This is a genomic window from Mycobacterium ahvazicum, from assembly GCF_900176255.2.
Lineage (GTDB): Bacteria > Actinomycetota > Actinomycetes > Mycobacteriales > Mycobacteriaceae > Mycobacterium > Mycobacterium ahvazicum.
Genome location: NZ_FXEG02000005.1, coordinates 544,386 through 570,032 on the forward strand (window position 1 = coordinate 544,386; position 25,647 = coordinate 570,032).

24 protein-coding genes are annotated in these 25,647 nt (G+C 65.8%); 8 read left to right on the plus strand and 16 right to left on the minus strand.

Annotated features, from left to right (window positions below; all coding sequences use genetic code 11):
• Positions 1-6: 6 nt before the first annotated feature.
• Positions 7-816: an SDR family NAD(P)-dependent oxidoreductase gene (locus MAAFP003_RS23675; RefSeq protein WP_096290103.1), complete on the minus strand. Its 810-nt coding sequence runs from the start codon at positions 814-816 to the stop codon at positions 7-9.
• Between the two features lie 133 nt (positions 817-949).
• Here MAAFP003_RS23675 and MAAFP003_RS23680 point away from each other — a divergent pair, with 133 nt between their 5' ends.
• From MAAFP003_RS23680 to MAAFP003_RS23690, 3 genes are all read left to right on the plus strand, one after another.
• Positions 950-1,825, plus strand: coding sequence for a hypothetical protein (locus MAAFP003_RS23680; protein ID WP_096290104.1), 876 nt, complete (start codon positions 950-952; stop codon positions 1,823-1,825).
• An 82-nt stretch (positions 1,826-1,907) separates the two neighbouring features.
• On the plus strand, positions 1,908-2,666 hold the full coding sequence (locus tag MAAFP003_RS23685; RefSeq protein WP_096290105.1) for an SDR family oxidoreductase: 759 nt from the start codon (positions 1,908-1,910) through the stop codon (positions 2,664-2,666).
• A 99-nt stretch (positions 2,667-2,765) separates the two neighbouring features.
• Positions 2,766-4,400, plus strand: a complete 1,635-nt coding sequence (locus tag MAAFP003_RS23690) for a multicopper oxidase family protein (RefSeq protein WP_096290106.1) — start codon at positions 2,766-2,768, stop codon at positions 4,398-4,400.
• On the opposite strand, the gene MAAFP003_RS23695 is transcribed toward MAAFP003_RS23690, so the two are convergent.
• From MAAFP003_RS23695 to MAAFP003_RS23730, 8 genes are read right to left on the minus strand one after another with little or no spacing between them, the layout of a single operon-like run.
• On the minus strand, positions 4,397-5,215 hold the full coding sequence (locus tag MAAFP003_RS23695; RefSeq protein WP_096290107.1) for an alpha/beta fold hydrolase: 819 nt from the start codon (positions 5,213-5,215) through the stop codon (positions 4,397-4,399). The two genes, MAAFP003_RS23690 and MAAFP003_RS23695, sit on opposite strands and share 4 nt — an antisense overlap.
• On the minus strand, positions 5,215-6,213 hold the full coding sequence (locus tag MAAFP003_RS23700) for a cyclase family protein (RefSeq protein WP_096290108.1): 999 nt from the start codon (positions 6,211-6,213) through the stop codon (positions 5,215-5,217). The genes MAAFP003_RS23695 and MAAFP003_RS23700 overlap by 1 nt, the downstream gene beginning before the upstream one ends.
• Positions 6,191-7,030 (minus strand): coniferyl-alcohol dehydrogenase, encoded by an 840-nt coding sequence (locus tag MAAFP003_RS23705; protein WP_096290109.1) that lies wholly within the window; start codon positions 7,028-7,030, stop codon positions 6,191-6,193. The genes MAAFP003_RS23700 and MAAFP003_RS23705 overlap by 23 nt, the downstream gene beginning before the upstream one ends.
• Positions 7,031-7,050: 20 nt before the next feature.
• Complete coding sequence (locus tag MAAFP003_RS23710) at positions 7,051-8,355, minus strand: LLM class flavin-dependent oxidoreductase (RefSeq protein WP_096290110.1); 1,305 nt, start codon at positions 8,353-8,355, stop codon at positions 7,051-7,053.
• A gap of 18 nt (positions 8,356-8,373) precedes the next feature.
• Complete coding sequence (locus MAAFP003_RS23715) at positions 8,374-10,071, minus strand: FAD-binding protein (protein WP_096291366.1); 1,698 nt, start codon at positions 10,069-10,071, stop codon at positions 8,374-8,376.
• Between the two features lie 11 nt (positions 10,072-10,082).
• Complete coding sequence (locus MAAFP003_RS23720) at positions 10,083-11,000, minus strand: 3-carboxyethylcatechol 2,3-dioxygenase (RefSeq protein WP_243394183.1); 918 nt, start codon at positions 10,998-11,000, stop codon at positions 10,083-10,085.
• Positions 10,948-12,654 carry a bifunctional 3-(3-hydroxy-phenyl)propionate/3-hydroxycinnamic acid hydroxylase gene (locus MAAFP003_RS23725; RefSeq protein ID WP_096290112.1) on the minus strand — a complete coding sequence of 569 codons (1,707 nt, stop codon included), beginning with the start codon at positions 12,652-12,654 and terminating at the stop codon, positions 10,948-10,950. Before MAAFP003_RS23725 ends, MAAFP003_RS23720 begins: the two co-directional genes overlap by 53 nt.
• Positions 12,654-13,517 carry an alpha/beta fold hydrolase gene (locus tag MAAFP003_RS23730; RefSeq protein WP_096290113.1) on the minus strand — a complete coding sequence of 288 codons (864 nt, stop codon included), beginning with the start codon at positions 13,515-13,517 and terminating at the stop codon, positions 12,654-12,656. Before MAAFP003_RS23730 ends, MAAFP003_RS23725 begins: the two co-directional genes overlap by 1 nt.
• 127 nt (positions 13,518-13,644) lie before the next feature.
• Here MAAFP003_RS23730 and MAAFP003_RS23735 point away from each other — a divergent pair, with 127 nt between their 5' ends.
• Together MAAFP003_RS23735 and MAAFP003_RS23740 are read left to right on the plus strand one after the other, a co-directional pair.
• Positions 13,645-14,322 (plus strand): IclR family transcriptional regulator, encoded by a 678-nt coding sequence (locus tag MAAFP003_RS23735; protein ID WP_096290114.1) that lies wholly within the window; start codon positions 13,645-13,647, stop codon positions 14,320-14,322.
• 14 nt (positions 14,323-14,336) lie between these two features.
• Positions 14,337-15,950, plus strand: coding sequence for an FAD-dependent oxidoreductase (locus MAAFP003_RS23740; RefSeq protein ID WP_096290115.1), 1,614 nt, complete (start codon positions 14,337-14,339; stop codon positions 15,948-15,950).
• 4 nt (positions 15,951-15,954) lie between these two features.
• Here the strand turns inward: MAAFP003_RS23740 and MAAFP003_RS23745 are convergent, their stop codons facing one another.
• Positions 15,955-17,172, minus strand: a complete 1,218-nt coding sequence (locus tag MAAFP003_RS23745) for a sensor histidine kinase (protein ID WP_165796480.1) — start codon at positions 17,170-17,172, stop codon at positions 15,955-15,957.
• Between the two features lie 113 nt (positions 17,173-17,285).
• Here MAAFP003_RS23745 and MAAFP003_RS23750 point away from each other — a divergent pair, with 113 nt between their 5' ends.
• Entirely contained in the window at positions 17,286-17,939 is a 654-nt protein-coding gene (locus MAAFP003_RS23750) for a response regulator (RefSeq protein ID WP_096290117.1), read from the plus strand.
• On the opposite strand, the gene MAAFP003_RS23755 is transcribed toward MAAFP003_RS23750, so the two are convergent.
• Entirely contained in the window at positions 17,932-18,831 is a 900-nt protein-coding gene (locus MAAFP003_RS23755; protein WP_207768601.1) for a thiamine pyrophosphate-dependent enzyme, read from the minus strand. The two genes, MAAFP003_RS23750 and MAAFP003_RS23755, sit on opposite strands and share 8 nt — an antisense overlap.
• A gap of 128 nt (positions 18,832-18,959) precedes the next feature.
• Positions 18,960-19,847, minus strand: a complete 888-nt coding sequence (gene meaB / locus MAAFP003_RS23760; protein WP_096290118.1) for a methylmalonyl Co-A mutase-associated GTPase MeaB — start codon at positions 19,845-19,847, stop codon at positions 18,960-18,962.
• Between the two features lie 311 nt (positions 19,848-20,158).
• Here meaB and MAAFP003_RS23765 point away from each other — a divergent pair, with 311 nt between their 5' ends.
• Positions 20,159-21,028, plus strand: a complete 870-nt coding sequence (locus MAAFP003_RS23765) for a proline iminopeptidase-family hydrolase (RefSeq protein ID WP_096290119.1) — start codon at positions 20,159-20,161, stop codon at positions 21,026-21,028.
• 142 nt (positions 21,029-21,170) lie between these two features.
• Positions 21,171-21,413 (plus strand): microaggregate-binding protein 1, encoded by a 243-nt coding sequence (gene mbp1, locus MAAFP003_RS23770; RefSeq protein WP_096290120.1) that lies wholly within the window; start codon positions 21,171-21,173, stop codon positions 21,411-21,413.
• Positions 21,414-21,449: 36 nt separating this feature from the next.
• Here mbp1 and MAAFP003_RS23775 read toward each other — a convergent pair whose 3' ends face one another.
• From MAAFP003_RS23775 to MAAFP003_RS23790, 4 genes are read right to left on the minus strand one after another with little or no spacing between them, the layout of a single operon-like run.
• Positions 21,450-22,217: an enoyl-CoA hydratase/isomerase family protein gene (locus MAAFP003_RS23775; RefSeq protein WP_096290121.1), complete on the minus strand. Its 768-nt coding sequence runs from the start codon at positions 22,215-22,217 to the stop codon at positions 21,450-21,452.
• A 1-nt stretch (position 22,218) separates the two neighbouring features.
• Complete coding sequence (locus MAAFP003_RS23780) at positions 22,219-23,316, minus strand: acyl-CoA dehydrogenase family protein (RefSeq protein WP_096290122.1); 1,098 nt, start codon at positions 23,314-23,316, stop codon at positions 22,219-22,221.
• Positions 23,303-24,208 carry an acyl-CoA dehydrogenase family protein gene (locus MAAFP003_RS23785; protein WP_096290123.1) on the minus strand — a complete coding sequence of 302 codons (906 nt, stop codon included), beginning with the start codon at positions 24,206-24,208 and terminating at the stop codon, positions 23,303-23,305. Before MAAFP003_RS23785 ends, MAAFP003_RS23780 begins: the two co-directional genes overlap by 14 nt.
• Positions 24,186-25,589, minus strand: a complete 1,404-nt coding sequence (locus MAAFP003_RS23790; protein WP_096290124.1) for a class I adenylate-forming enzyme family protein — start codon at positions 25,587-25,589, stop codon at positions 24,186-24,188. Before MAAFP003_RS23790 ends, MAAFP003_RS23785 begins: the two co-directional genes overlap by 23 nt.
• Between the last annotated feature and the right edge of the window lie 58 nt (positions 25,590-25,647).

The window sequence follows — 25,647 nt, forward strand, 5'->3', positions numbered from 1 at the left end:
GAGACCTCATCCCTCGCGCCTCTTCGAAGGCATCACCTTGCCGGCCGAGGTTCCGCCGTCCACCGGCAGCACGGTTCCGGTGACATAGAGCGAGCGATCGCCCGCGAAATACAACGCGGCCTGGGCGACGTCGTCGGTCGTTCCCTCACGCTTGAGCGGCCGGTCGTCTCGCATGCCCTGGCGGATCTTCGCCTCGAACTGGGCCAGCTGCTCCGCGTCCATCCCGGCCGCCGACTTCCCCAGGATCGGCGTGGGGATGCTGCCCGGCGCGATCGCGTTGACGCGAATCTCATAGCGCGCCAGCTCAATTGCCGCGGACTTCGTGAATTGGATGACGGCCGCTTTCGACGCCCGATAGATCATCACCCCGCCGCCGGCCTGGATCCCGCCGATCGAAGTGAGGTTGATGATCGATCCGCCGCCGCTTTCGGCCATGTGCCGGGCGGCGTCTCGGGTACCGGCCATCACGCCGAGGACGTTCACGCCCATGATCCGGTGGAAGTCCGACAGGTCGTCGTCGAGTAATCGACGCAAGGGGCTGGACACCGCCGCGTTGTTCACCATGACGTGCAGCCCGCCGAACTTCTCGACGGTGGTCGCGACCAGCGCCTGCACCTGTTCGGGATCCGAGACGTCGGTCCGGATGAACAGCGCACCGGGGCCCAGGGTGGCAGCCAGCTGCTCGCCCATCTCGGCCTCGACGTCCGCGACGACGACCCGGGCGCCCTCGGCAAGAAACCGTTCCACGATGCCGCGACCGATGCCCGACGCCCCGCCGGTGACGATGGCGACCTTGCCATCCAGTTCGTTGACCACCCGACGAGTTAATCGGGCACGCGACTGTTAAGTCAAGCAGTTGATTTAAGTCTTTCCCGGAATTGGCCTGCCACTGCTGGATTAGTGTTTGCTGCGTGAACGAACGGATCCTGGCCAACGGATTGCGGCGTCGATGAATCCCGATACTTTCTGCACCTCCGACCAATGGAGCATGATCGCGTCGGCGGCGTCGACGTCACAGCTCGCCGGTGTGCTCGGCGGATTCCTCATCACCGCAATCGCTTTGCTGTTCGACCGCAACAGCCGAGAAGGCGTGCACACCCTGGCACTGTTCGCGTCGGCGGTGCTGATCCTGATGTTGGACAGCTTTCTGTTCAGCCTCATCAGCGGCACCCACCCGCCCGACAACGGCGACCGGCAGGGCATCTGCGCGATCGCCTGGACCCAGGGCGACCTGGCGACCGGGATGCTCGCGGCCGGCACCACCGGACTGTTCGCCGGCCTGGGCTGGATGCTGGCCAGCCACGCGGTGAACAAGGTGCCCGCCGAAGATCCAGCGGACATCCGCGCCTACTGTTTCCTCGCCGACCTCGGCGGGTGGCTGACCTTCGGCGCCGCGATGGCGACGACGTTGATCATGAGCGAGACAAGCATCGACTACCTGCATTTCGTGCTCGGGCACCCGCCCGCGCTGTGGCTGACGGGGTCGATCGTGACGTTCTGCGCGCTGGCCATCCTGCTCGATTTCGTGGTGGTCTACTTCCGTACGAAGGCCCTGAACCGCTCGCTGGCCAACACCGCCGAGCCGACCCAATTGGCATTGCGGTCGATCAAGGTCGCCACGGTGGGAACGCTGTTCCTCGCCGTCGCCGGCTCATGGCTTGCCGTCAGCCTGGCGCGCCTTCCGATCGGCTGGCTGACGACCCCCAACCGCGCGTTCGTCATATTCGTCTTCGTGCTCGCGCTGATCGTGCCGACGATCATCTCGACCGCGGCCTGCTATTCGGTCGCGAGCACCGACGACGGTTTCCGTCCACGCGTGCGTTAACGGCCTCATAGGGGTTCCGGACGGGCCGCGCGCCAGCCATGCTGGGTACGGCAGTTCATCGGAAAACTGGGAGGGCGTACTCATGAAGGTTTTGGTTATCGGTGGCAGCGGGCTGATCGGATCCCAGGTTGTCACCATGCTCACCGACCTGGGCCACGAAGCCGTTCCCGCCTCGCCGCGCTCGGGTGTCAACGCCATCACCGGCGAAGGCCTCACCGAGGCCGTCGCCGGTGTCCACACCGTGGTGGACGTGTCCAATTCCCCGTCTTGGGCCGACGACGACGTGCTCGAGTTTTTCACCACCTCGACCCGCAACCTCCTCGAAGCGGAGCGAGCCGCCGGCGTACAGCACCACGTCGCGCTCTCGATCGTGGGCGCCGACCGATTGCCCGACAGCGGCTACATGCGGGCCAAGGTCGCACAGGAGAAGGTGATCGAGGACTCGGAATTCCCGAACACGATCGTGCGCGCGACGCAGTTCTTCGAATTCGTTGGCGGCATTGCGGATTCGATGGCCGACGGCGACACTGTTCGCGCGCCGCACGGAGCGTTCCAGCCCATCGCCTCCGCAGACGTCGCGACGGCCGTCACCCGCGCGGCGATCGACGATCCGGCCGGGCTGATCAACATCGCCGGCCCCGACAAGCAGGGGATGGACGACTTCATCCGGACGTGGTTCGCCGCAACCGGCGATGCGCGCGAGGTGGTCACCGACCCGCAGGCCCGCTACTACGGTGCGCTGCTCGACGACCGCGGCATCGTTCCTATCGACGGAGAGCAAGTCACGATCTACCCGACCAACTTCAGCAACTGGGCGGATTCCCGGCAGCAGGCCGGCTGATAGCGGCCGAAAAATCTTCGGCAATGGTTGCGTTCTGGCTAACTCCCTAGCACGGTATAACTCGCCGGGCCCGTATCGACCGACGACGAGGAGCGATCAATGCCGCTGCTACCCACCAGTGGGGTTACCTTCGACGGGGCGCAGCTGACCCGGCGCGGCTTCATGGCGGCCAGCATCGCGGGTGGATTGACACTGGCGGCGTGCGGCCATTCCAAGTCGCAGGACCTGAGCAGTGCCGACAAGATGGCCGCCGCGATCGCTGCTGCCGAGGCGGCACGGCCGCACAGCGGACGCACGGTCAACGTCAGCTTGACCCAGCAGCTGACCCAGATCGATTTGGGCGGACCGGTCGTGCGGACGCTGGCCTTCGGCGACACGATCCCCGGCCCGCTGATCCGGGCCAACGTCGGCGACGAACTCGTGGTCAAGGTCTCGAACAAACTCGACCACATGACCTCGGTGCATTGGCACGGTATCGCGTTGCGCAACAACATGGATGGCGCGGAACCGGCCACCCCGAACATCGAAGCCGGCCAGGAATTCACGTATCAGTTCTCCGTACCGAACTCGGGCACCTACTGGGCACATCCGCACACCGGCCTCGACGAAGACACCGGGCTGTACCTGCCGGTCATCATCGATGACCCCACCGAAAGCAACTACGACGCCGAATGGGTTGTCGTCCTTGATGACTGGACCGATGGCGTGGGAAAGAGTCCGCAGCAGCTCTACGAGGAACTCACGAACCCCAACAAACCCAGCATGTCCAACATGCCGGCCGCACCCTCGACAACCCCGACCACGTCGACAACCCCTACCACCTCGACCAGCGAGACCACTTCGACCAGCCCGACGACGTCGACCACTCCCACGTCGACGTCGACATCAGCGTCGGCAACGCCGACTGCCCGGGTCGGAAACAGCGACCTGCTTGGCGGCGACGCCGGAGACATCGCCTATCCGTACTATCTGATCAACGGGCGAATTCCCGCGGCTCCCACCACCTTCAATGCCAAGCCGGGCCAGCGCATCCGGATCCGCTTCATCAACACCGGCTCCGACACCACCTTCCGCGTCGCGCTGACCGGCCACCCCATGACGGTCACCCACACCGATGGCTACGCCGTGGTGCCCAGACAGGTCGACGCCCTGCTGATCGGGATGGCCGAACGATACGACGTCATCGTGACCGCCGCCGACGGCGTCTTCCCGCTGGTCGCCTTGGCCGAGGGCAAGGGGGCGCTGGCGCGGGCGCTGCTGTCCACCGGCAAGGGCAGCCCGCCCGATCCGCAGTTCCAACCAGCCGAATTGAACCGGCGCGTAGGAACGATCGAGATGTTCACCGCCGCAACGTCGGTCATGTTGAGCCGACCCGAACCGGGGCTCAACCTTCCCGTCGTGCTGGGCGGCAACATGGTCCAGTACGACTGGACGATCAACGGCGAGCCATACAGCAAGACCAATCCGCTGCACGTTCAGCAGGGCCAGCGGCCGACCATCACCTTCGACAACTCGACGATGATGTATCATCCAATCCACCTGCACGGGCACACATTCCAGCTGATCAACCCCGACGGATCGCTGGGCGCCCGCAAGGACACCGTGATGGTGCTGCCCAAGCAGAAGATCCTGGCCGTTCTGGTGGCCGATAATCCCGGCGTGTGGCAGATGCACTGCCACAACACCTATCACCAGGTCGCCGGAATGATGACCCGGCTGGAATACGTCTTCTAAGAAGCCAGGAATTCCAGCAGCAATTCGTTGACCGTCGACGGCTGCTCGATCTGCGGACAGTGACCGGCGCCGACGACCACCGTCGAGCGGGCGCCGTCGATCTGCTCGGCGATCTCGGCGGCCCAACCTCGCGGCAACAGCTTGTCCTCTCCCCCTTCGACCACCAGCGTCGGCACGCCGACGCGCTCGTAGGCTCGGGTGGTCGACGGGGTCGGCGGCCGCGAGGAACCGGGGCGGCGGAATCGGGCCGCGGCCACCGCTTCCCACGCCCCCGGCGCGGTGCTCGATGCGTAGCGGCGCCCCACGTATTCCTCGTCGGCCGGATAGCTGGGATCGTGAAACAGGGCTTCCACGATGCGGCGCATCGCCTCCAGGCTGGCGTCGTAGTCCTGCAGCGCCTCAAAGTGCTTGTTCTGCTGAATTTCTCCGCCGCCGCAGATGATCGTCAGGCTACGGACCGGCAACCGCGGCGCTTCGGACGTGGTGTCGTTGAGCAGGTTGATCGCGCCCATCGAGTTGCCGACGAAATGCGCGGAGTCGATACCGAGCAGCTCGCAGAAGCGAGCCACATGCCGTATCCGCATCCCCCGGCCGTCCACGAAGTCGATCACCTTCGCCGAGTTTCCATACCCCAGCATGTCCGGAGCCAGCACCCGGTAGTGTGCGGCCAGCGCGGAAACGTTGCGTTCCCAACCCAGTTCGGCGCTGGCGCCGAACTCGCCGCCGTGTAGCAGCACTATCGGATCGCCGTTGCCGGCATCCAGGTAACCCGTGGTAAGACCGTCGACCAGCATGGTCCGGCGCGCAAAGTCCATCACTTGATCGCAATCGGGTTCACGGGAGAGCCGACCGCGCCGACCACCCGCAGCGGCGGGGCGACGAGCTGGAACTCGTAGACGCCGTCCGCGGCGCAATCCTGCGCCAGCGCGGCGAGATCCCAGTATTCGCCGAAGATCATGCCCATGTCGCGCAGGCAGAGTAGATGCAGGGGGAAGGTGACGCCGTCGACTCCGGAAACCAGGTCTTCGACCTGAAGGTTATCCGCGGCCACGGCCGCGATCTCGTGATCATGCAGCCACTGGGCACATCGCCAGTCCAGGCCGGAATAGCCCTCGGTCCTGTTACCGGTCATCAGAAACCTTGTCCACCAGCCGGTCCGGATCAGCACGATGTCGCCCCGACCGACGGTCACACCCTGGGCGCGAACCACGTCGTCGAGTTCCTCCGGCGAGATCGGGTTTCCGGCTTCGAGGAACACCTCCGCTCCCCGATGGCGGACCAAGTCCAGCAGCACACCGCGAGACGTGATGCCCTTGACGTCAACCTTGTCGATGCCGCAGTGGTAGGCGCCCATGCTGGTCACCGAATCCGCCGCGAAGCCGTTGTACAGCTGGTCGTCGTAGTACACGTGGGACAGCGCATCCCATTGGCTTGCCGCTTGCAGCGGCATGATGATGATGTCGTCGTTGAAGCGGAACGGATTGTCGGCCGTCATGTAGCCGCTGAGCTGCTGAGCCACTGGATTACGCGGCCAGCTCGGCCCGTACTTGGCCAGCGTATTCACATCGCCGCCGTCGACGGTCATGATGTGCACCGGGTTGTGCCGAAACGCGAAGGCGCCCTGCGGACCTGAGGCGCCGAAGTCGACGCCGAGCGGAAATACCTTGCCGTGCTTGACCAGACCGGCGGCCTGCGCGACCTTGTCCTCGGTGATGAAATTCAGGGTGCCGAGCTCGTCGGCGTCCCCCCAGCGTCCCCAATTGGAGACGTCCCTTGCGACCCGCCGGAAATCAGTCAAGTCGGCTCGGCTCATCTGGAGGGGCTCCTTTCTCGAGTTCACGAGCGATCGCCGCGCCCACGTTTCCACCGTCGACCCAGATGATCTGTCCCGTGATGTAGCTGGCCGCACCACTATTCAAGAAGAGCAGCACGGCTGCCTGCTCGGCGGGGTCGGAAACGCGCCCCAGCGGCTTGGGAATGTCGTCGAGGAAACCCTGCCCGTACGCCGTGCGCAGCTGATCGAGTATCGGCGTCTCGGTAACGCCGGGGCCGGAGCAGTTGATGCGGATGCCTCTGGCGCCCAACGGCGCAGCACTGCGCATCGTGTAGAAGATGATCGCTTCCTTGGACAGTTGGTAGCCGTTGCCCACCACGTCGGGATTCGCGTCGCACCAGTCGATACCCTCTTGCATCGTCGCGGTATTCAACAATGGCGCCACCGCCGCCGCGTGTTCGCGGTAGGCGGCGGCGGCGAGCGAGGACACGCTGACGATCGACGATCCCGCAACCATTCTCGGGACCAGCGCCTCGGTGACCTGGCGGGTACCCAGGAAGTTGATCGTGGCAACCAGTGCCGGGTTGCCGATCCCGGAGGAGACACCGGCGACGTTGAACAACGCGTCGACCCGCCCGGCGATGCCCGCTACCGCGCCATCGATCGACTCCGGGTCGGCGAGGTCGACCTCATGAAACTCGTTGAGTTCGAACGACGGTCGCCACTTGTCCAGCCCGACGACTTCGGCCCCGAGTTCGCTGAGCTGACGCACCACATGTTCGCCGATACCCGACGCACATCCGGTCACCACCGCACGGCGGCCGTCGTAGCGCCACAACCCGTCAATCTCGCCCACGGCTCGATTATCTTCCGGCGCTATGTCTTTTTCTGCTCTTCCTTCGCGCGCTGTGCCGCCTGCACCCGGCCCTCGTTGATCTCCGCCATGGCCTCGGGGATCTCGCTGGCGGTGAATTTGTCGCGCCCGGTGGGCAAGCCGCCGAACGCGTAGGTTTCGTCGAACAACGGGGCGCTCGGCTTCGGCCGCCGCGCCTCGACCTTCTCGATCACCGGTGCCAGCCGCTTGGCCTTCTCCGCCACCGCTTTCTGGTCACGTTCGATGAACTCGGGCAGTACCTCTTTGCCCATCAGCTCAATGGATTCCATGGTGCCTTCGTGGCTGCGCGGGTTGAGCAGCAGGATGATCTCGTCGACGCCGCTCTCCTCGTACCCGCGCAGGAACTCGCGCACGGTGTCCGGGGATCCGATCGCGCCGCGGCCGGGTCCGTAGGCCAGCGTCGGGTCCTTTTCCACCTCTTCGAGATAGCGCTTCCACACTCCGGTGCGGCCCGGGCTGTGCATTCCGGTCAGGTAGTAGTGCATGATCCCGAACGAGAAGAATCCACCGCCCTGCCCCAGCCGTTGCAGCGCCTCTTCTTCGGTCTTGGCGACCATCATCGACAAGTCACCGCCGATGGCCAGGATGTTCGGGTTGATCTGCGGCGTGATCGGCACGCCGTTCTCCTCGAATTCTTTGTAGTAGCCGTTGACCCGGTCGGTCAGCGGACCGGGTCCGGTGTAGGCGAAACTCAGTGCCCCAATGCACTTTTGGGCAGCCATCTGCACGCTTGCCGGCCGGGTGCAGGCGACCCAGACGGGCGGGTGCGGCTTTTGCAACGGTTTGGGGATGACGTTGCGAGGCGGCATCTGGATCTGCTCACCCTTGAAACCCGTGAACGGCTCCTCGATCATGCATCGGATCGCGACCTCCAGGGACTCCTCCCACTGGGCGCGCTTGTCGGCGGGGTCGACGTCGAATCCGCCGAGTTCGCCGACCGAGGAACCTTCCCCGGTGCCGAACTCCACGCGCCCATTGGAAAGCAGGTCGATGGTCGCGACGCGTTCGGCCACCCGGGCGGGGTGATTGACCGCGGGCAGCAGATGCATGATGCCGAACCCGAGCCGAATGTTCTTGGTTCGCTGGCTGGCCGCGGCCAGGAAGATCTCCGGCGCGGTGGAGTGGCAGTACTCCTCGAGGAAGTGGTGCTCGGTCAGCCAGACGGTGGAGAATCCCGCCTTGTCGGCGGCCTCCACCTCGTTCAGGCAGTCCTGCAACAGGACATGTTCGTCGTCGGGCGCCCACGGACGGGGCAGAGCGAACTCGTAGAACAGTGAAATTTTCATTGTTACCTCCTCAAGAGACTAGGCCTGGCTGGCAAGGTGTTTGGCGGCGACAAAGCCGAAGGTCATGGCGGGACCGATGGTCGCCCCGGCGCCCGCATAGCTGCGACCCATTACCGGCGCGGACGTGTTGCCCACCGCGTACAACCCCGGCACGATGGACGCGTCAGGCCGCAGCACACGGGCGTATTCGTCGGTGAGCAGACCACCCGAAGTGCCGAGGTCGCCGAGCACGATTCGGAACGCATAGTAGGGCGGATCGCCCAACGGGTACAGGTTGGGGTTGGGCAAGGTCGGGTCGCCGTAGTAGTTGTCGTAAACGCTGTCTCCTCGGTTGAAATCGTCGTCGTGGCCGTTGTGCGCGAGTTCGTTGAAACGTGCTGCAGTGGACCGCAATTCGACTGCCGGAACTCCGATTTTGGTCGCCATTTCGTCCCAGCTGGTCGCCGCCTTGACCACACCGGATTCCAGCCACGCCTTCGGAATCTTGCGGCCGGTGGGCACCGGAGCACCCGGAATCTTCGGTAGCGGCAGGTGACCACCGACGACGTAGCGATTCCACGACCGATGATCGGTGATCAGCCAGCACGGAATGTGGGTGACACCGGACTTCTGCCCATCGATCATCGCGTGGCCGAAGTCCATGTAAGGAGCCGCCTCGTTGATGAACCGCTTACCTTCGCCGTTGACAATGAATTGCGACGGCATCATCCGCTCGTTGAGCATGAATTGCATTCGGCCGTCCGGCCATTGGATCGCCGGGAACCACCACGCCTCGTCGAGCAGGTCGGTCGCGGCGCCCACCTTTTCGCCCGCGCGAATGCCGTCACCCATCGCGACGGGGTTACCGAAGCTCCAGTCCTGGTCCACAACGGGCATCTGCTCCTTGCGCCAGGCAAGGTCGTGATCGAATCCCCCGGACGCCAGGATGACGCCGCGGCGCGCACCGATCCGCTGCCTGGCGCCGTCACGTTCGATCACCGCCCCGGTCACCGATCCGTCGGCGTTGGTGAGCAGCTCGGTCATCGGCGCGTCCAGCCACAGCGGAATGCCGCTGTCCCGCAGCGCCAACCGCAACCGCGCGACCAGCGACTGGCCGATCGCGGCCATCCGCTCGTTGAAGGCTCTCGCCTTGAACATCCGCCAGAGGAGTTTCAACAGCACGCCCTTGCCGGCCCACGTCTGCCTGATCCGGTAGAAGGTCCGAAGATCTCTGGGGCCCAACCAGATTCCCCGGGGAGCTAGTGCCAGCGGCTTGAGCATAAGGTGCTCGTCGGCGCCCAGCTTCCGCAGGTCGATGGCCGGCACGTTGATGGTGCTGCCCAGCTCCGAGGCGCCCGGCAGTTCCGGGTAGTAGTCGGCATAGTCGGGCTTCCAGACGAATTCGAACCACCCGGACAGCCCTTCGAGGAACTCCAGCATTTTCGGCGCCGATTCGACGTACTGCCGGATGCGCGCCTCGCTGACCAGTCCCTCGGTGATCCTGAGCAGGTATTCGACCACGCCCTCGGGATCCGGACAGTAGCCCTCCCGGCGTTGCGCGGGCGCACCGGGGACCCAGATGCCGCCACCCGACAATGCGGTGGAGCCGCCGAAATACGATGCCTTTTCGATCACCAACGCGTCGAGGCCGGACGCGCGCGCGGTCAGGGCGGCGGCCATGCCGCCACCGCCGGAGCCGACGATCAACACGTCGACGACATGATCGAAGCCGTTCATCTTCGCGCTCGTCATGCCGGCATCGCCGTTCTGATCGCGAACCCGGCGATCAGTTCTTCGGCCGATTTGTAGTAGCGCAACGCCGTCTCATACGGGCCCACGGTCTCCAGCACGGCGAAAGCCGCTATCCAGGTACGGACTTCGTGTGCGGAGCTGCCGCCCTCGTAGAGCACGAAGGCGTTCGACCAGAGGTTGAACTCTTCGAGCCGGCCGGCGTCGATGATCTCCAGGAAGCGGTGATCCCACGCCGGATTCAGCGGTTGCAGGTCACTCTCGCCGCCGGCGAAGGCCCTGGCCGCCTCGATGACGGCGACCTGCCGGGCTTGTCGCTGCTCCGGCGTCATCGGCCGGCCCCCCACGATGCGCTCCAGCACCGGTTCCGGCGCCGTCGCCAGGGTCGGTACCGGCGGGCTGTGGGACAGCCCACCGGACCCGATCACCAAGACCCGTTTGTCGAGGGTGGCCAGATACTTGCCGACGGCCGCGCCCAGCGCGCGGCATCGATGCAACGGTCCCAGCGGCACCGCGACGGCGTTGACGAAGATCGGTATCACCGGACGCGACAGGGCGTCGCCGAAGAGTTTTTCCAGCGGCTGGACGGTCCCGTGATCCACGTCCATGCTGGCCGATACCGCCACGTCGATGCTCGCCTCGAGCACTGCCTCCGCGCACTGTGAAGCCAGGTCGGCCGGGACGTCGAGTGGACCGGCGTGGGTGCCGTAGTCACCGACTCCGTTGGCGTTCAAGCCGATACAGAACGGTGGCATCGCCTTGTAGAAGAATCCGTTGTAGTGATCCGGCGAAAAGATGACGACGAGTTCGGGATCGTAATCGCGGACGAATTCGGCAGCCTGCGCGATGGCCCCTTCGACGTCGTCAAGCAGGTCCCGCGACGGCCCCGGAAGATTCAGGAGCGGGCTGTGGGACATACAGCACAGAGCCATTGCCACTGTCGACATCACCCCCTCCCGGGATGAGCGTGAGGGCATCGAGCAGCGATGCGCTCAGATCGGGCGAGAGCTGGGCGATGCAAGCTCCCGCGATGCAGCGATCGGGGCGCAGGAACACCACCGATTCGGAGTGCACGTCGAACCAGGACTTGAGCCCCCCGGTGCGGTCGCCCACGATGACGACATCCGGGTCGTCGTGTCCGGGCCAGTGCAGCTGAGTCTGCGGTCGCAACGCAACAAACCGCGCGCCCAACGCTTTCCACTTCGCGAAGGCCGCGTCACCGAGAATCTTGCGCGGGTTGTTGTTCCAGCACAGCACGGCGAACCACGGGCCCAGCACATCGTCCAGTAAGACATCCTGCTGAGTCCGGGTATCGACCCGCGGCTGAATGAACAGCGTGCCGACCGGCGACTGCGCGCCGTGCGGGGCGGAGTGCACGACGGCCCCGTGCTCGTAGCGTGGCATCGGCTTGAACCGCATCTCGAGCACATATCGCTTGAGTGTCGGCACAATTGACGCCGAACGCACCAGCAGGTCGCGCGCGGTGGCGACGCGCCGGTTGGTCGGCGAGATGACCCTGCCCACCATCGTGGAAAGGTCGATCATGGCCCGCGCGTGCTTGCGGCGCTCCACGTCGTAGGTGTCGAGCAATGTGTCGTGGGCGCGGCCGTTGACCACCGCGGCCAGCTTCCAGCCCAGGTTGGCCGCATCCCGGATGCCGCTGTTGTAGCCCTGCCCCTGCCACACCGGCATCAGGTGCGCGGCGTCGCCGGCCAGCAGCAGCCGGCCGCTGCGGAACGCCCCGGCGATGCGCGAGTGGTGGGTGTACACGCGGCGACGGATCACGTCGACCCGGTCGGGCCGCGGCACCATCCGGGCCAGCATCTGCTCGAGGAACGCCGGATCCTCGGCCTGCTCGTCGGTCTCGTCGGCATGAATCATGAACTCAAAGCGGCGAATTCCGTGCGCGATCGAAATCGAGGCATAGGGACGTTCGGGGTCCGCGCCCACCTCACTGTTCGGGTGACCCAGCGGATCGTTGGCGATGTCGACCACCAGCCAGCGCGTCGAGGACGTCGTCCCGTCGAACGACACGCCCATCATCCGGCGGGTCATGCTGCGGCCGCCGTCGCAGCCCACGACGTAGCGGGCCCGCACGGTGGCGCCTTCGCCGCCGAGATCGACCGTGACGCCGTCGGCGTTTTGCCGGCAGGCCGTCATCGGCCGGCTCCAGCGCACCTCGACGCAATCGAATCGGTCCAGCCCGGCCAGCAATTCGGCGTCGACGAGTGGCTGGACGAACCCGTTGCGCTTCGGCCAGCCGAAACGCGAATCGGGCGGCGCCATTTCGGCCAGCACCCGGCGATTGCCGTCGAAGAAACGCAGAATCTGGTTCGGCACCGTGTGCGGCAGCACCCGATCGACCAGGCCGATCGACTGGAAGGTGCGCAACGACTCGTCGTCCAGGCCGACCCCGCGGGGGTAGTCGATCAGCGTGTCCCGCTCGTCGACCAACAGGGTCCGGACACCTTGCAGGCCAAGGATATTGGCCAATGTCAAGCCGACCGGACCCGCGCCGACGATGACCACGTCGACATCGTGGCCCGGCGTCTGGTGCCCGTCGCTCGCCATCAGCGCCCCAGCAGGAAGTCGAGATGCAACTGGTTGAACGTTTTGGCGTCCTCGTACTGCGGCCAGTGACCACAGCCGGGCATCACCTCGAACCGCGCGCCCGGGATCATCGACGCCATTCGGCGCCCCTCGGTCACGTCGGCGGTGGGGTCGTCACTGGTCCACAGCACCAGGGTCGGCGCGATGATCGCTCCGTATTCGGCCGGGCCGAGAATGTTGCGCGCGCGAATCTCGGGGTCTTGCAACGCCATGATGTCGCTCATCGCGGACACGAATCCCGGTTGCCGGTATACCCGTTGCCGGCTGGCAACCAGATCGTCGTAGTCCTTCGACTTGTCGGCCATCAGCCATTTGATGCGCGCTTGCACCGTCTCCCAGGTCGGGTTCTCGGCGGCCGCCATCGACAGGGTGATGATCCGTTGCATCACGACCGGATCGGCCTGGGAACCGCCAGCGGTGTTAAGGACCAGTCGCTCAACCACATCCGGATGATCGACCGCGGCGCGCGCGGCCACCCAGCCGCCGAGCGATTCGCCGCTGATGTAGGCGCGGTTCGCGCCGATGGTGCGCAGCACGGCCATCAGGTGCCCGACGTAATGGCTGACCTCCAGCGGATGACCCGGCTTGTCTGTGTACCCGTGACCCAGCATGTCGATCGACCAGGTCCAGAAATGCTCGGCGTGGGCGGCAAGGTTGCGCACGTACGCCTCGGCGTGGCCGCCGGATCCGTGGAGCAGCATCAGGACCGGCTTGGCGGGATCACCGGCACGCAAGTAGCGGGTCCGGACGCCCCCGGCGTTGAGATAGCCCTGCTCAAACGCGACACCCTGCAGGTCGCTCCAGATGCTCTCGAACTCCGCCACGGTTCCTCTCCGGCTGGTACTGGTGGAAATCTGGTTCTCGTTTTAGACTAAGCCCGTGTGCGAATATCGCACACCGGCGTGCGTTATAAGTTAGAGCTTCGCTCTCGTATGGAGGTATGTCAAGGCTGTGACGAGTTCGGGTAGCGGCTCGCAAACGCTCGCGAGGGGAATCACCGCGCTGCAGATAGTGGCGGATTCCCCGACCGGCCTGACCGTCCAACAGCTCGCTGACCAGGTCGGCGTGCACCGGACCATCGCCTACCGATTGCTCTCGACACTGTCCCAATTCCGCTTGGTGGCCAAGGGCGACGACGGGCGATACCGGCCGGCCGCCGGCCTCGCCGTGCTCGGTGCCTCATTCGACCGCAACGTGCGCCAGCTGAGTCTGCCGACGCTGCGGGCCTTGGCCGACGAGCTGGGTACCACCGTGTCCTTACTGGTCGCCGAGGGCGATCAACAGGTGGCGATCGCGGTGATCGTGCCGAGCCACGTGGCCTACCAACTGTCCTTCCACGAGGGCAGCCGGTACCCGCTGGACCGCGGCGCCGCCGGAATCGCCTTGCTGGCAAGCCTGCCGCCACGCCCAGGTGAACGGGAACTGGTGTCGAGGGCACGCGAGCGCGGCTGGGTGACGACCTATGGCGAGATCGAGCCCAACACCTACGGCCTGGCCGTGGCGGTCCACCGTCCGGCGCCGTCCCCGCCGACGTGCATCAACCTCATCTCCCATCGGGAGGACGTCGTGATGCGCGGCAGGGAAGCGGTCGTCAAAGCCGCGAAGCAGTTGTCCGAGCTGCTGAGCTGAAGGGATTGCAGTTGATGTCTTGGGATTCCGAAGTCGATGTCGTCGTGCTCGGCACTGGCGGGGCCGGGCTCCCCGCCGCGCTGTCCGCGGTGGCCGCCGGCGCCTCCGTCGAGGTGTTCGAGAAGGCCCCGACCGTGGGCGGGACCACCGCGGTGTCGGGTGGCATCATCTGGATCCCCGCCCATAACCGTTGTCCCGAGGGCGAATTGACGCAAGCCGACGCGTTGCGGTACCTGCGTGCGCAGTCCCTCGGGCAGATGGACGATGCCCTGCTCGAAACGTTCGTGCGAACCGGTCCGACCATGCTGGAATTCGTGGAGGAGCACAGCGCCCTGCGCTTCGACGTCGCCGCCGGTTTCCCCGATTACCGGCCGGAGCTGCCCGGCGGACAGCCGACCGGCGGCCGGTCCCTGAGTGCGGGGCCGTTCGACCTCAACAACATCGGCGAGTGGGGCCAACGGATTACCTCGTTTCCCGCCGACTGGTCCAACGTCGGTATCGACGCCGAAACCCGAGCACGGCTACACGTGCAGATCGAGGAAGGCAGCGACCTGTGCGTCGCCGGCACCGCGCTGATCGCGGGACTGCTCAAGGGTTTACTGGATGCCGGGGTGACCCCGCACACCAACGCTCGCGCCGAGGAACTCATCGCCGAGGGCGGGGAGATCACCGGCGTGCGAATTGCCTTGGCCAGCAGGCAGATCAACGTGCACGCGCGCCGCGGGGTCGTCCTCGCCGTCGGCGGCTTCGAGTGGGACCCCGGCCTGGTGCAGGCATTCCTGCGCGGCCCGATGCACGGTCCGGTCTCGCCGCCGAATAACACCGGCGACGGGCTGCGGATGGCGATGGCACATGGTGCGGATCTGGCCAACATGGGCGAGGCATGGTGGGTCCCGATTGTGCAGATCCCCGGCGACACCATCGAAGGCAAGCAGCGCAGCCGCAGCGTGCGACTGGAGCGGACCCGGCCGAGAAGCATCATCGTCAACCAAGCCGGACACCGCTTCGTCAACGAGGCATGCGATTACAACTCGATGGCCGGCGCGTTCCAGTACCTGGATCCCCACGGGGGCTATGTCAATGATCGCGGCTGGATAGTGTTCGACTCAGTTCACCTGCAGCGCTACGGATTTCTGGGTGTCGCTCCCGGCGAGCCGGTTCCGGACTGGTTCTGCGAGTCCGCGGACCTGAACGAATTGGGAGCCAAGACCGGTATCGACGCCGAAGGTCTGATCCGCACGATCGACGACTGGAACCGCCATGTCGCCGCGGGGGCGGATCCGGACTTCGGCCGCGGTTCCAGTGCGTACGACGGCTATTGGGGTGATGACAGCGCCACCACGGCTGCCGGCAAGACGCTCGGCCCGATCGACACCGCGCCGTACTACGCCGTGCCGGTGTCGATCGGGGCGATGGGCACTAAGGGCGGGCCGCGTACCGACCACGACGGCCGCGTCCTGCATGTCAATGGGGAACCGATCCCGGGCCTGTTCGCCGCGGGCAACGCGATGGCCGGGGCGACCGGCCGCGCCTACGGAGGTGCCGGCGGAACCCTGGGTCCGGCAATGGTTTTCGGCTATCGGGCGGGTTACGCCGCCGCCACCGGAAAGTCTGTCGACCTGAAGTAGGAGTTCATCCCTTCAGTGGCACTTCGACGCAGATATGAGTGCCCACCGGGGCGTCGAGGATCGCAAAGATGCCACCGGCCGCGTCCACCCGGGTCCGGTGTGACTCCAATCCGATGTGGCCCTCGCCGAGGCGGCGCGCCATGGTCTCGGCGTTGAAGCCCACGCCATCGTCGGTCACGTTCAACACACATTTGCCGTCGGTCACCCCCAGCGTGACCGATGCGTGCCGGGCCTTCGAGTGGTGCACGACATTGGACAGCAGTTCGCGCACGGCGCCGAAGACGATCCGGTCGATCTCGTCGCGGATCGGATAATCGATGTCGGTACTGACCTCGATGCCCGACCGTCGCTGGGTGTAAGCGGCCAGTTCCTGCACCGCGGCACCCAACCCGGCCTGCTCCAGCACCGCCGGATGTAACTCAAAAGTCGCCTGCCGCAAGCTCTGCGAGGCGATCTGAAGACCGGAGAGCGCACGCTCGACACGTTCATCGCCGGGATAGGCGGCCCTGAGTTCGACGACCTCCTGCCGCACGGCCAGCACGTCTTGCAGGGGTCCGTCGTGAATGGATTCCGAAATGCGGCGCTGTAGCACGTCGGACGCGGTCATCGTCTGAGCCAGCAATTCCTCCCGCAACGCGCTCAGCCCAGCGATCGCGCGTGTATGCCGCTCCTCCATCCGCACCGCCATATAGGCCGTGCCGCAGAGGCAGGCGTAAAGGGTGAACCGGAACAAGCACTCGGCAAGTCCGAATTCTTCTCGCATGAACGGATCTTCCAGCACCGCAACAAGAAACCCGGCCATCGAGCAGGCCAATACCACGGCCGCCCGCCGCGACGAGGTATCCAGGCCGATGAAGATGGGCAGCAGCATCATGATCAGCAATGGATCGATGCGGTCTGTGGACAACACCTGAAAGACCGTCAACGTTGCGACGTCCACGATGGTGAATGCGAATGGCTCGAGTCGGCCTATCCCGATCAAGCGCCCCCGCTGGAGCCATTGAAAGGGAGAAAACGCCCGGGCCAAAGCAAACTGTGCGACAAGTGCGTACAGAACAATCAATAGGGCCTGTTGCGGCCATTCATACCGCGGGGTGCCGATAATCATGGCCGCGATCATCAGCCCCACCACGCCGATCCGAATCACCGACGCGATCCGATACGAGCGCAGCTGGTGAATCCTGCGTACCCGGTGCAGCTCTGCGTCGCTGGTATCCGCCACGCGAACACAGTACTCATCTGTGCGCGCCCCTCCCGGGCTAAGCGGCAAAACCCCCATCAGGTTCTCCGCGGCGACAATCTGCGCTGGTGCGGCAAACCGCTACACTGACCGCCATGGCCGGCGCAGCAACGCCCGAGAAGGTCAGCGTCGTTGTCGGCGATGACCACCCGCTCTTTCGGGAGGGGGTGGTGCGCGCACTCGCGCTCAGCGGTGAGGTGAACGTCGTCGGCGAGGCGGACGACGGCACGCAAGCGCTGGAATTGATCAAGGAGCACCGGCCCGACGTCGCGTTGCTCGACTTCCGGATGCCCGGCATGGACGGGGCCCAGGTGGCCGCCGCGGTGCGAAGCAACGACTTGCCCACCCGCGTGCTGCTGCTGTCCGCCCATGACGAGGCGGCCATCGTGTACCAAGCGCTGCAGCAGGGCGCGGCCGGCTTCCTGCTCAAGGATTCGACACGCACCGAGATCGTCAAAGCCGTGCTCGATTGCGCGAACGGGAACGACGTGGTGGCGCCCTCTCTTGCCGGAGGCCTCGCCGCGCAGATTCGGCAACGAGCCGAACCGTCGGCTCCTGTCCTGTCCGCTCGCGAGCGCGAGGTGCTCAATCGGATTGCGCGCGGTCAAAGCATCCCCGCGATCGCCGGCGAGCTGTTCGTCGCGCCGTCCACAGTGAAAACCCACGTGCAGCGGCTATACGAGAAGCTCGGGGTCAGCGACCGGGCGGCAGCTGTCGCCGAGGCGATGCGCCAAGGTCTGCTCAACTAGCGGCCGGCCAGACCTCGGGCTCCCGAATCGGCTCCGGCTGCTCTTCGGCCAGCATCGCTTTGGCGTGGGCTTCGGCCTCGGCGACCAGGTGCCGAGCCCGGCGCTCCAGCTCGTAGAGGTGGCCGGCGCTGATGCCGGCGCCGATCAGGCGCTGCCTTTCGAAGACCAGGGGGTCGACCGAGGAGACGCCGTTCGTACGCTTTGTCATCGCCTGAACCAGAACGGGACCCCCGCCCTCGCCCGCGCGTCGCACTGCCTCGGCGACCGAGTCACGAACCGCCTCAACGTCGTTGCCGTCGACAGAGAGCACCGGGATGCCGTGGCACTCGGCCGCGTAGTTGTCCTGACGGGCGTTCTCGACGACGAACACCACCGGAAGCTGCCAGGACACCGCGATGTGCGCGGCCTCGGCGAAGTCCGCGGACTTCACGTCACGAGTTTCCATGGCGCACACCGTAACCCGGCCATCGTCGAGCAATTGCTTGCCGTAGGCATGTCCGACGGCCAGCAGCGGGGACTGCTGCAAAGCACTTTGGGTTGCCGACAACCCGCGAACCGACGCCGCGAACGAAGCGTCCTCGTCATCGTCCGGACCGAAGCCCGGCCCGGACAGCGCGGCGATGGCCGGGCCCAGCGGGAGCGCGCAAGCGACCTGCTGAGCGTGCTGCAGATGAACGATGCCGGTGGTCATGACGTCACCCGGGCGAAGTGCCGCCGCGGTTCCGATGGCAACGGCCTCCTGGCCGAATGCGGCCTGGACGGGCTGGTTGAGGCGACCGTCGATGCGCAACTCCTCCACCGCCATGTCGAGCAGGCGCAGGACCCACATTTGGCGGTACATCTCCACCTGGTCACGCAACCGTGCCGCGGACAGTTCGGGTGTGCGAGTCATCTTGCGGGTCTCCTTAACTCGTCGTGGATACAAGAGTTAAGTTAGGCCGCTCCAGCTGGCTAAACCTCCGCTGATCGGGCCGGAATCCGGATGAAAGCCCGTTCCCCCGATCGGGGGACATGCAAGCCTCAATCCTGGCCCTGACCTGCGCGTAACAGCAGTCGCGCGGCGGCCGAGTACGGGTCGTCCTGGCCGTCGACCACCGACTGGGCGAGCGCGTCGAGGCCCGCCCGGGTCCTCAACTGGCTTTGGGCCAGGGACAGGATTTGAGCGCGGGCTCGCGCCACCCGACGCTCACGGTTGTCGGTGCGGTGGTGGTCGTCGATGACGGCGACGAGGTCGGCGACACCCTCACCTCGTGCGGCGATCAGGCTGACGATGGGCGCCTTGGTTTCAGCGCGCAGGTCCCGCACGGTCTGTTCGGCACCTTCGCGGTCGGCCTTGTTGACCGCGACGATGTCGGCGACTTCGAGCACCCCGGCCTTGGCGGCCTGGACGGCGTCTCCCGCTCCGGGGTTGAGGATCACGATGGTGGGGTCGGCGACGGCGGCGATCTCGATCTCCGACTGCCCCACCCCCACGGTTTCCAGCAGCACCAAGTCGTACCCGATCGCACCCAGCAGGCGGATGGCCGCCGGTACCGCGGCCGCCAAGCCTCCGAGATGTCCGCGACTTGCCACCGAGCGGATCAGCACGTCAGAGTCATTGATATGCGCGGCCATCCGAATGCGGTCACCCAGTAGCGCCCCGCCGCTGAACGGCGACGACGGGTCGACGGCCAACACGGCCACCCGGGAGCCCCGCTCGCGATACGCGCCGACGAGGGCCGCAACCGTCGTCGACTTACCCGCGCCGGGCGGACCGGTAATTCCGACCACACGCACGGTGAGAGCGCTTGCCGGACCGATGCCGGCCAGCACCTCGTCGCGCTGGTCGCCCTCCACGAGGCTGAGCAGCCGACCCGCCGCGCGCTGAGATCCGTTGCGCGCTGCGGCAATTAGATCGGCGATCGTCATGAAGACATTATGGAGCCGGTACCTCGATGACTGCTTCGGGCACGGGTTTCTCCAATTCGGCCGGCACAGTGCGCGGCTTCGAGAGCCGCCCACAGTTAATGAGAACGGTATTCTCTCATTACGAGAGTGCCAGTTGCAAGGCGTTCGCCGGACTCGAACCCTTCGCGGACCCGCGAGATTGCAACCACCGACGATGCCACTAGGCAAATGCGGCGCTAGTTGCAGCCTCGCGGCGGCGTTTCCGGGCGGACTACGATTTCGTGCCATCGGCGGACACTGCTCTTTCGGATGTATGGAGGCGGCGGGCAGCCATGACGCAATCAGAGGGGACCATCGCGGTTCCGGGCGGAAAAGTGTGGTTCAAGCGCGTCGGCGGTGGGGCGGGTCTTCCGCTGCTGGCGATTCACGGTGGGCCCGGCGTACCGCACAACTATTTGCTGTCGCTGGAACGCCTGGCCGATGAACGCGAGGTCATCTTCTGGGACCAGCTTGGCTGCGGGAATTCGGAGTGCCCGTCGGACACCACACTTTGGACGATGGACCGCTCGGTCGCCGAGGTGTCCGCCGTCGTCGGCGCGCTTGGCCTGGAACGCTTCCACGTCTTCGGCAACTCGTGGGGCGGAATGCTGGCGCAGCAGTACCTGCTCGACGTCCCGTCGACCGCGGCCAGCCTGACCATCTCGAACAGCATCGCGTCCATCCCCGCGTTCTCGGAGATGGTGGCCCGGCTCAAGCGCGACTTGGACCCGGACACTCAATCCGCCATCGACCGACACGAGGCCGCCGGCACGACGCACTCGCCCGAATACCAGGACGCGATCCGCACCTGGAATGAGACGTATCTCTGCCGCGTCCGGCCGTGGCCACCAGAACTTCAGGATGCGTTCATCCGCATGGGCGCCGAAGTCTTCGAAACGATGTTCGGCCCCAGCGACTTTCGCATCGTCGGCAACGTCGGCAACTGGGACGTATTCGACCGATTGACCGAGCTCGACCTGCCGACCCTCGTAGTAGCGGGCAGGTACGACGAATGCGACCACGAGCACATGTACGCCATGCATCGGCGCATCAAAGACTCGCGGTTCGAGTTGTTCGAGTCGAGCTCACACATGCCGTTCATCGAGGAACCCGCGTTGTTCGACGAGGTGATGCGCGACTTCCTGGGCCACCACGACGTTTGAGACCGGACTCGAAGGCCGTTGTCGCTGGTGAACGGAGAAGGTGACCGACACCACACCCGACGCGCCGATTAAAACGTTGTCCCGCCGGTCTCTTCGGGTACGGGACATTAGACCAATAACTTCTCACGAAGGGGGTTCCATCATGACTGAGCGCGACAATGGAATCGTGGAAGGCATCAAGGGCGTCATCGAGGACGCGATCGGCAAGACCAAGGAAATCCTTGGCATCCTTGTCAACCACGAGGGTCTTCGTAAGGAAGGCCGCGCCCAGCAGGACAAGGCCAAGGCGCAGCGCGACGTGGCCAAGAAAGAGGCTCAGGCCGAGGCCGCCCGCGGGGCGGAGAAGACGGCCGAGGCCCGCGAAAAGGCTGCGGCCAAGAGCTGATCACGCCTGTCGAAGAGCTGAGTCGCGTTGCGCGGCTCAGTTCTTCGCGGCGTTGAACTTCGCGACGTTGGCCCGGAAGTCTTCGGTCAGAAACGATTGGCTTTCGGCCGAGAGGGCGTAGTCGAGACTGGCCAGCACCGCCCGCTCCAGGTGAATGTTGAGCACTCGCTTGGTGCTCTCGACCGCTTGCTGCGGCAGCTTTAAAATCTTTTCGGCGCAGGCGATCGCCTCGGCGAGCGGGTCGGCGGCCACGTGGTTGGCCAGCCCGATTTCTACGGCGCGCTGCGCTTTGATACGGGTGCCGGTCAGCGCGTACTCCTTGGCCAGCAGCAGGCTGATGTGCAGCGGCCAGGTCAGCGGCCCACCGTCGGCGGCGACCAAGCCGACCTGCACGTGCGGGTCGGCGAGGTAGGCATCTTCGGCTATATAGACGAGGTCGCTCAGGGCGACCAGGCTGCAGCCCAATCCGACGGCCGGTCCATTTACGGCCGCTACCACCGGAATTCGGCATCGCGCCATACCCAGTACAATTTCGCGTCCGTCGCGAATGGTCTTGGCCCGCAGGTCCGCATCGTTCGCGAGCTCTTCGAGGTACCCGAAGTCACCGCCGGCCGAGAATGCCCTGCCGGCACCGGTGATCACCGCGGCGCGGGCGCCCGCGTCGTCGGTCAGCCGCTGCCATATCCGGGCCAGCCCGGAGTGCAGGTCGTCGTTGACCGAGTTCAGCGAGTCCGGCCGGTTCAGCGTGATGATCCGCAGCGCACCGTCGGCACGGACGTCGATTTCAGCAGGCATGTCGTACACGTCAGACTCCCAATCCCAAGATGCGCGAAGCGATGATGTTTTTCTGGATCTGTGATGTCCCGCCCATGACGCTCTGCGCGCGGCTGTACAGGTAGGCGCTCAGCAGGTCTGGGTCGCGGGTTCCGGCGACCGCCAGCGCGGCGTGGCCCACGGATTGTTCCACCCAGGTCATCAGCAGCTTGTCCAGCGAGCCTTCCGAGCCGTGCGACACCCCGTCCAGCTGCTCGGACAGCCGGCGTCGCACGTGGTGGGTCAACATGTCCGACTGAACAGCAGCCCAGGCCAGCTCTTCAGGAACCGAACCTTCGCGATCAACCCAGTGCGCCAACAGTTCTCGGACAAGCTTGCCGTATCGCGCTGCGTAGCCGAGGGTCGAGGGCTCACGTTCGTGTCCGACCACGGTCATCGCAACGGCCCAGCCGTCACCGGGAGCACCGACCATCCGATCCGCCGGCACCGTGGCGCCGTCGAAGAACACCTGGCCGAATTCGTTGGTGACGCCGTTCATCATCTGCAATGGGCGTTGTTGCACGCCAGGCTGTTTCATCGCGATCACAAACGCCGACAAACCCCGGTGCCGCTTCGCGTCGGGATCGGTGCGGGCCAGCAGCAGACACCAGTCCGCGACGTCGGAGTAGCTGGTCCAGATCTTGTGTCCGTGGATGACGTAGTTGTCGCCGTCGCGGGTGGCGGTGGTGGTCAGCGACGCCAGATCCGAGCCGGCTCCGGGTTCGCTGAAGCCCTGACACCAGCGTTCGGTGCCGTTGATGATGCCGGGCAGGAAGCGCTTGCGGACCTCATCGCTGGCGTGCTCACCGATGCCGTACACCAGATAGCCGACGCTGGGCCGCGGCGGAGCGCCCGCCCGCACCAGCTCCTCGTCGACGATGACGTCGTACACCGGCGCCAAGTCCTGACCGCCCCAATCGCGTGGCCACGACAGGCCGAAAAAGCCGTTCTCGTACAGGGCACGATGCCAGTCGGCCATCCGCGCCCAGTACTCGTCGCCCGATCCCGAGAATTCCCTGGCGTGCACCGAAAGCCAGCTGCGCAGTCGCTCGCGGAAGGCGGCCTCGTCGGGTGAGTCACGAAAGTCCAAGATCGATCTCCTTCAACGGGACGGGCCACAGCTCCGTCGATGTCAGGGCGCGGCGCAGGTAGACGTGCACAATGCACTCCCACGTGTTGCCGATGCCGCCGTGCACCTGAACCGCGGTCTCACACACGGTTCGGGTGGCCCGCGCGCAGTAGACCTTCGCGATCTGCGCGGCCCGAATGGCTTCGGCCGGCTCGAGTTCGTCGACTCCCCACGCGGCATGGCGCAGCACGCTGACCGAACCCTCAATCAGGGCAAGGCTTTCCGCCAGCAGGTGGGCGATGGCCTGATACGAGCCGATCTGTTTGCCGTACTGTTCACGAATTTTGGCGTAGTCACACGCGACGGCATGTGCGCCCCGGGCGATTCCGACCAGGTCTGCCGTCGTGGTGACCAGCGCGAGCGCGTACCACCGGGCCGCGGCATCGTCCGCCAGCTCGCCGAGCTTCTCGGCAGAGCCACCCAATTCGGCCTCGGCCCTGGTCAAGTCGGCACCGGCGCGCGCGCCATCGGAGTCTGCGGCCAGCACGGTGGTGCCCGACAGCGATAGCACGCGCCGGGCGCCGCGCGCGTCGATCGCGCGGTCGTCGACGGCCACCGTCGCGTCGGCGGCGCCGGCCCCGATGCGGTGGGCCAGGTCGTCGGCCAGCACCGGTCCGAGAAACGGGGTGTCGACCAGCCGTCGGCCGAATTCCTCGGCGACGATCGCGACTTCGACACCGGAGGCCCCGTCGGAGCGCAGCGACCTCCAGCCGGTCGCCGCAATCTGCTTGTCCAGCCTGGCGATTCGGCTGTCGTCGGCGAGGTCGGCAACCGTGGCCGGCCCGAGATCATCGGCCAGCTTCGCAGCGGCATCACGCAACTGTTGCTGTTCAGCTGTCAGACGTACATCCATAGCGCTCCTTCAGCACTCGGCGCAGCACCTTGCCCGACGGCAGGCGGGGAATATCGGGGACGAACACGACTCGGCTCAGATGTTTGTAGGACGCCAGCTTCTCATCCACCCGGGCGGTGAGATCGGCGGCGTCGACCGGGACCCGGGTGGCGACCGCGGCGACGACGGCCTCCCCGTTGATCCCGTCCGGAATACCAAACACCGCACAGTCTTTGACGGCGGGATGCCCTTGCAACACCGTCTCGATTTCGGCCGGCGCGACCTGGAAGCCGCGCACCTTGATCATCTCCTTGAGGCGGTCGGTGATCCGCAGCCAACGGTCGGCGTCGAGCCAGCCGACGTCCCCGGTGCGATACCAGCCGTCGCACACCGCCTCACCGGTCGCCGCGGCCGGCAGGTAGCCGGCCATCAACATGCTTGACCGCGCCTGGATCTCACCGACCTCGCCCACGCCGACGGGCTGGCCGGTCTCCAGCGAGACCACCCGCAGCTCCACCCCCGGCACCGGCCGCCCGACCGTGTCGAGCCGGGCACTGTCGAGCGGATTACAGGCAATGACAGGCAATTCCGTGGTGCCATAGGCCGGGACCCATCCGACGCTGGTGCGCCGTGTCACGGTCTCGGCGACGCTGCTGCTGACCGGCGTCGCGCCCCACATGATGTAGCGCAGCGACGACAGGTCGTATGACTCGAGCCTGGGGTGCGAGGCGATGGCCAGTGAGATTGGCGCAACTGCCATTTCGATTGTGATGCGGTCTTTTTCGATGTGATGGAGCATCGAGTCGATGTTGAAGCGGCGATGCAGGCGCAGCCAGGCGCCGGTGCGCAGCGCGGTGACGATGTTGAGCAGACCGAGGATGTGCGACGGCGGCGTGGCAATTTGGATGCGGTCCTGGCGGGTGAGTTGCAGAGCGTCGCGCCAATGCCGCACGGCCGCGGTCAATGTGGCATGGGTATGCCGGACGGCCTTCGGCAGGCCGGTGGTACCCGAGCTGAACACCAGCACCGCATCGGCGCGCGGCAGAGACGACATCGGCATCGGCTCGGCGGGAGCGACCGGATCGTCCAGGTGCAGCATCGGCATCAACCCGGCCAGCACCGGATGGTCCCCGACGGCGTGGCCGGGATCGGTCAGCGACAACGCGTGATCGACCTCGTCGTGCTTCCACGCGGGACTGATCAGCACCGCCGTGGCGCCCAGCCGCCAGATCCCGAGCAGGACGGCGACGAACTCCGGACGGTTCGACGACATGACGGCCACCCGCCGGCCCGCGGCGACACCGCTTTTGCCCAGCGCCGCGGCCAGACTGTTGGCCATCGCGTCGAGCTCGGGCAGGCTGAACTGCCGGTCTTCAAACACGAGCGCGGCCGGCTCGGTCACGTCCTGTCCTTCCCCGCAGGCCAGGTTGACCCGACTTCGGCGCAGTAGAGAAGATGCT

Coding starts and splice junctions, on each gene's coding strand:
- MAAFP003_RS23750 (WP_096290117.1), top strand. CDS start 17,286: ATGGCCGGCGCAGCAACGCCCGAGAAGGTCAGCGTCGTTGTCGGCGAT.
- MAAFP003_RS23725 (WP_096290112.1), bottom strand. CDS start 12,654: ATGGCGAGCGACGGGCACCAGACGCCGGGCCACGATGTCGACGTGGTC.
- MAAFP003_RS23715 (WP_096291366.1), bottom strand. CDS start 10,071: ATGAACGGCTTCGATCATGTCGTCGACGTGTTGATCGTCGGCTCCGGC.
- mbp1 (WP_096290120.1), top strand. CDS start 21,171: ATGACTGAGCGCGACAATGGAATCGTGGAAGGCATCAAGGGCGTCATC.
- MAAFP003_RS23755 (WP_207768601.1), bottom strand. CDS start 18,831: ATGACTCGCACACCCGAACTGTCCGCGGCACGGTTGCGTGACCAGGTG.
- MAAFP003_RS23720 (WP_243394183.1), bottom strand. CDS start 11,000: ATGTCCCACAGCCCGCTCCTGAATCTTCCGGGGCCGTCGCGGGACCTG.
- MAAFP003_RS23685 (WP_096290105.1), top strand. CDS start 1,908: ATGAAGGTTTTGGTTATCGGTGGCAGCGGGCTGATCGGATCCCAGGTT.
- MAAFP003_RS23700 (WP_096290108.1), bottom strand. CDS start 6,213: ATGAGCCGAGCCGACTTGACTGATTTCCGGCGGGTCGCAAGGGACGTC.
- MAAFP003_RS23765 (WP_096290119.1), top strand. CDS start 20,159: ATGACGCAATCAGAGGGGACCATCGCGGTTCCGGGCGGAAAAGTGTGG.
- MAAFP003_RS23710 (WP_096290110.1), bottom strand. CDS start 8,355: ATGAAAATTTCACTGTTCTACGAGTTCGCTCTGCCCCGTCCGTGGGCG.
- MAAFP003_RS23690 (WP_096290106.1), top strand. CDS start 2,766: ATGCCGCTGCTACCCACCAGTGGGGTTACCTTCGACGGGGCGCAGCTG.
- MAAFP003_RS23695 (WP_096290107.1), bottom strand. CDS start 5,215: ATGGACTTTGCGCGCCGGACCATGCTGGTCGACGGTCTTACCACGGGT.
- MAAFP003_RS23785 (WP_096290123.1), bottom strand. CDS start 24,208: ATGGATGTACGTCTGACAGCTGAACAGCAACAGTTGCGTGATGCCGCT.
- meaB (WP_096290118.1), bottom strand. CDS start 19,847: ATGACGATCGCCGATCTAATTGCCGCAGCGCGCAACGGATCTCAGCGC.
- MAAFP003_RS23740 (WP_096290115.1), top strand. CDS start 14,337: ATGTCTTGGGATTCCGAAGTCGATGTCGTCGTGCTCGGCACTGGCGGG.
- MAAFP003_RS23680 (WP_096290104.1), top strand. CDS start 950: ATGAATCCCGATACTTTCTGCACCTCCGACCAATGGAGCATGATCGCG.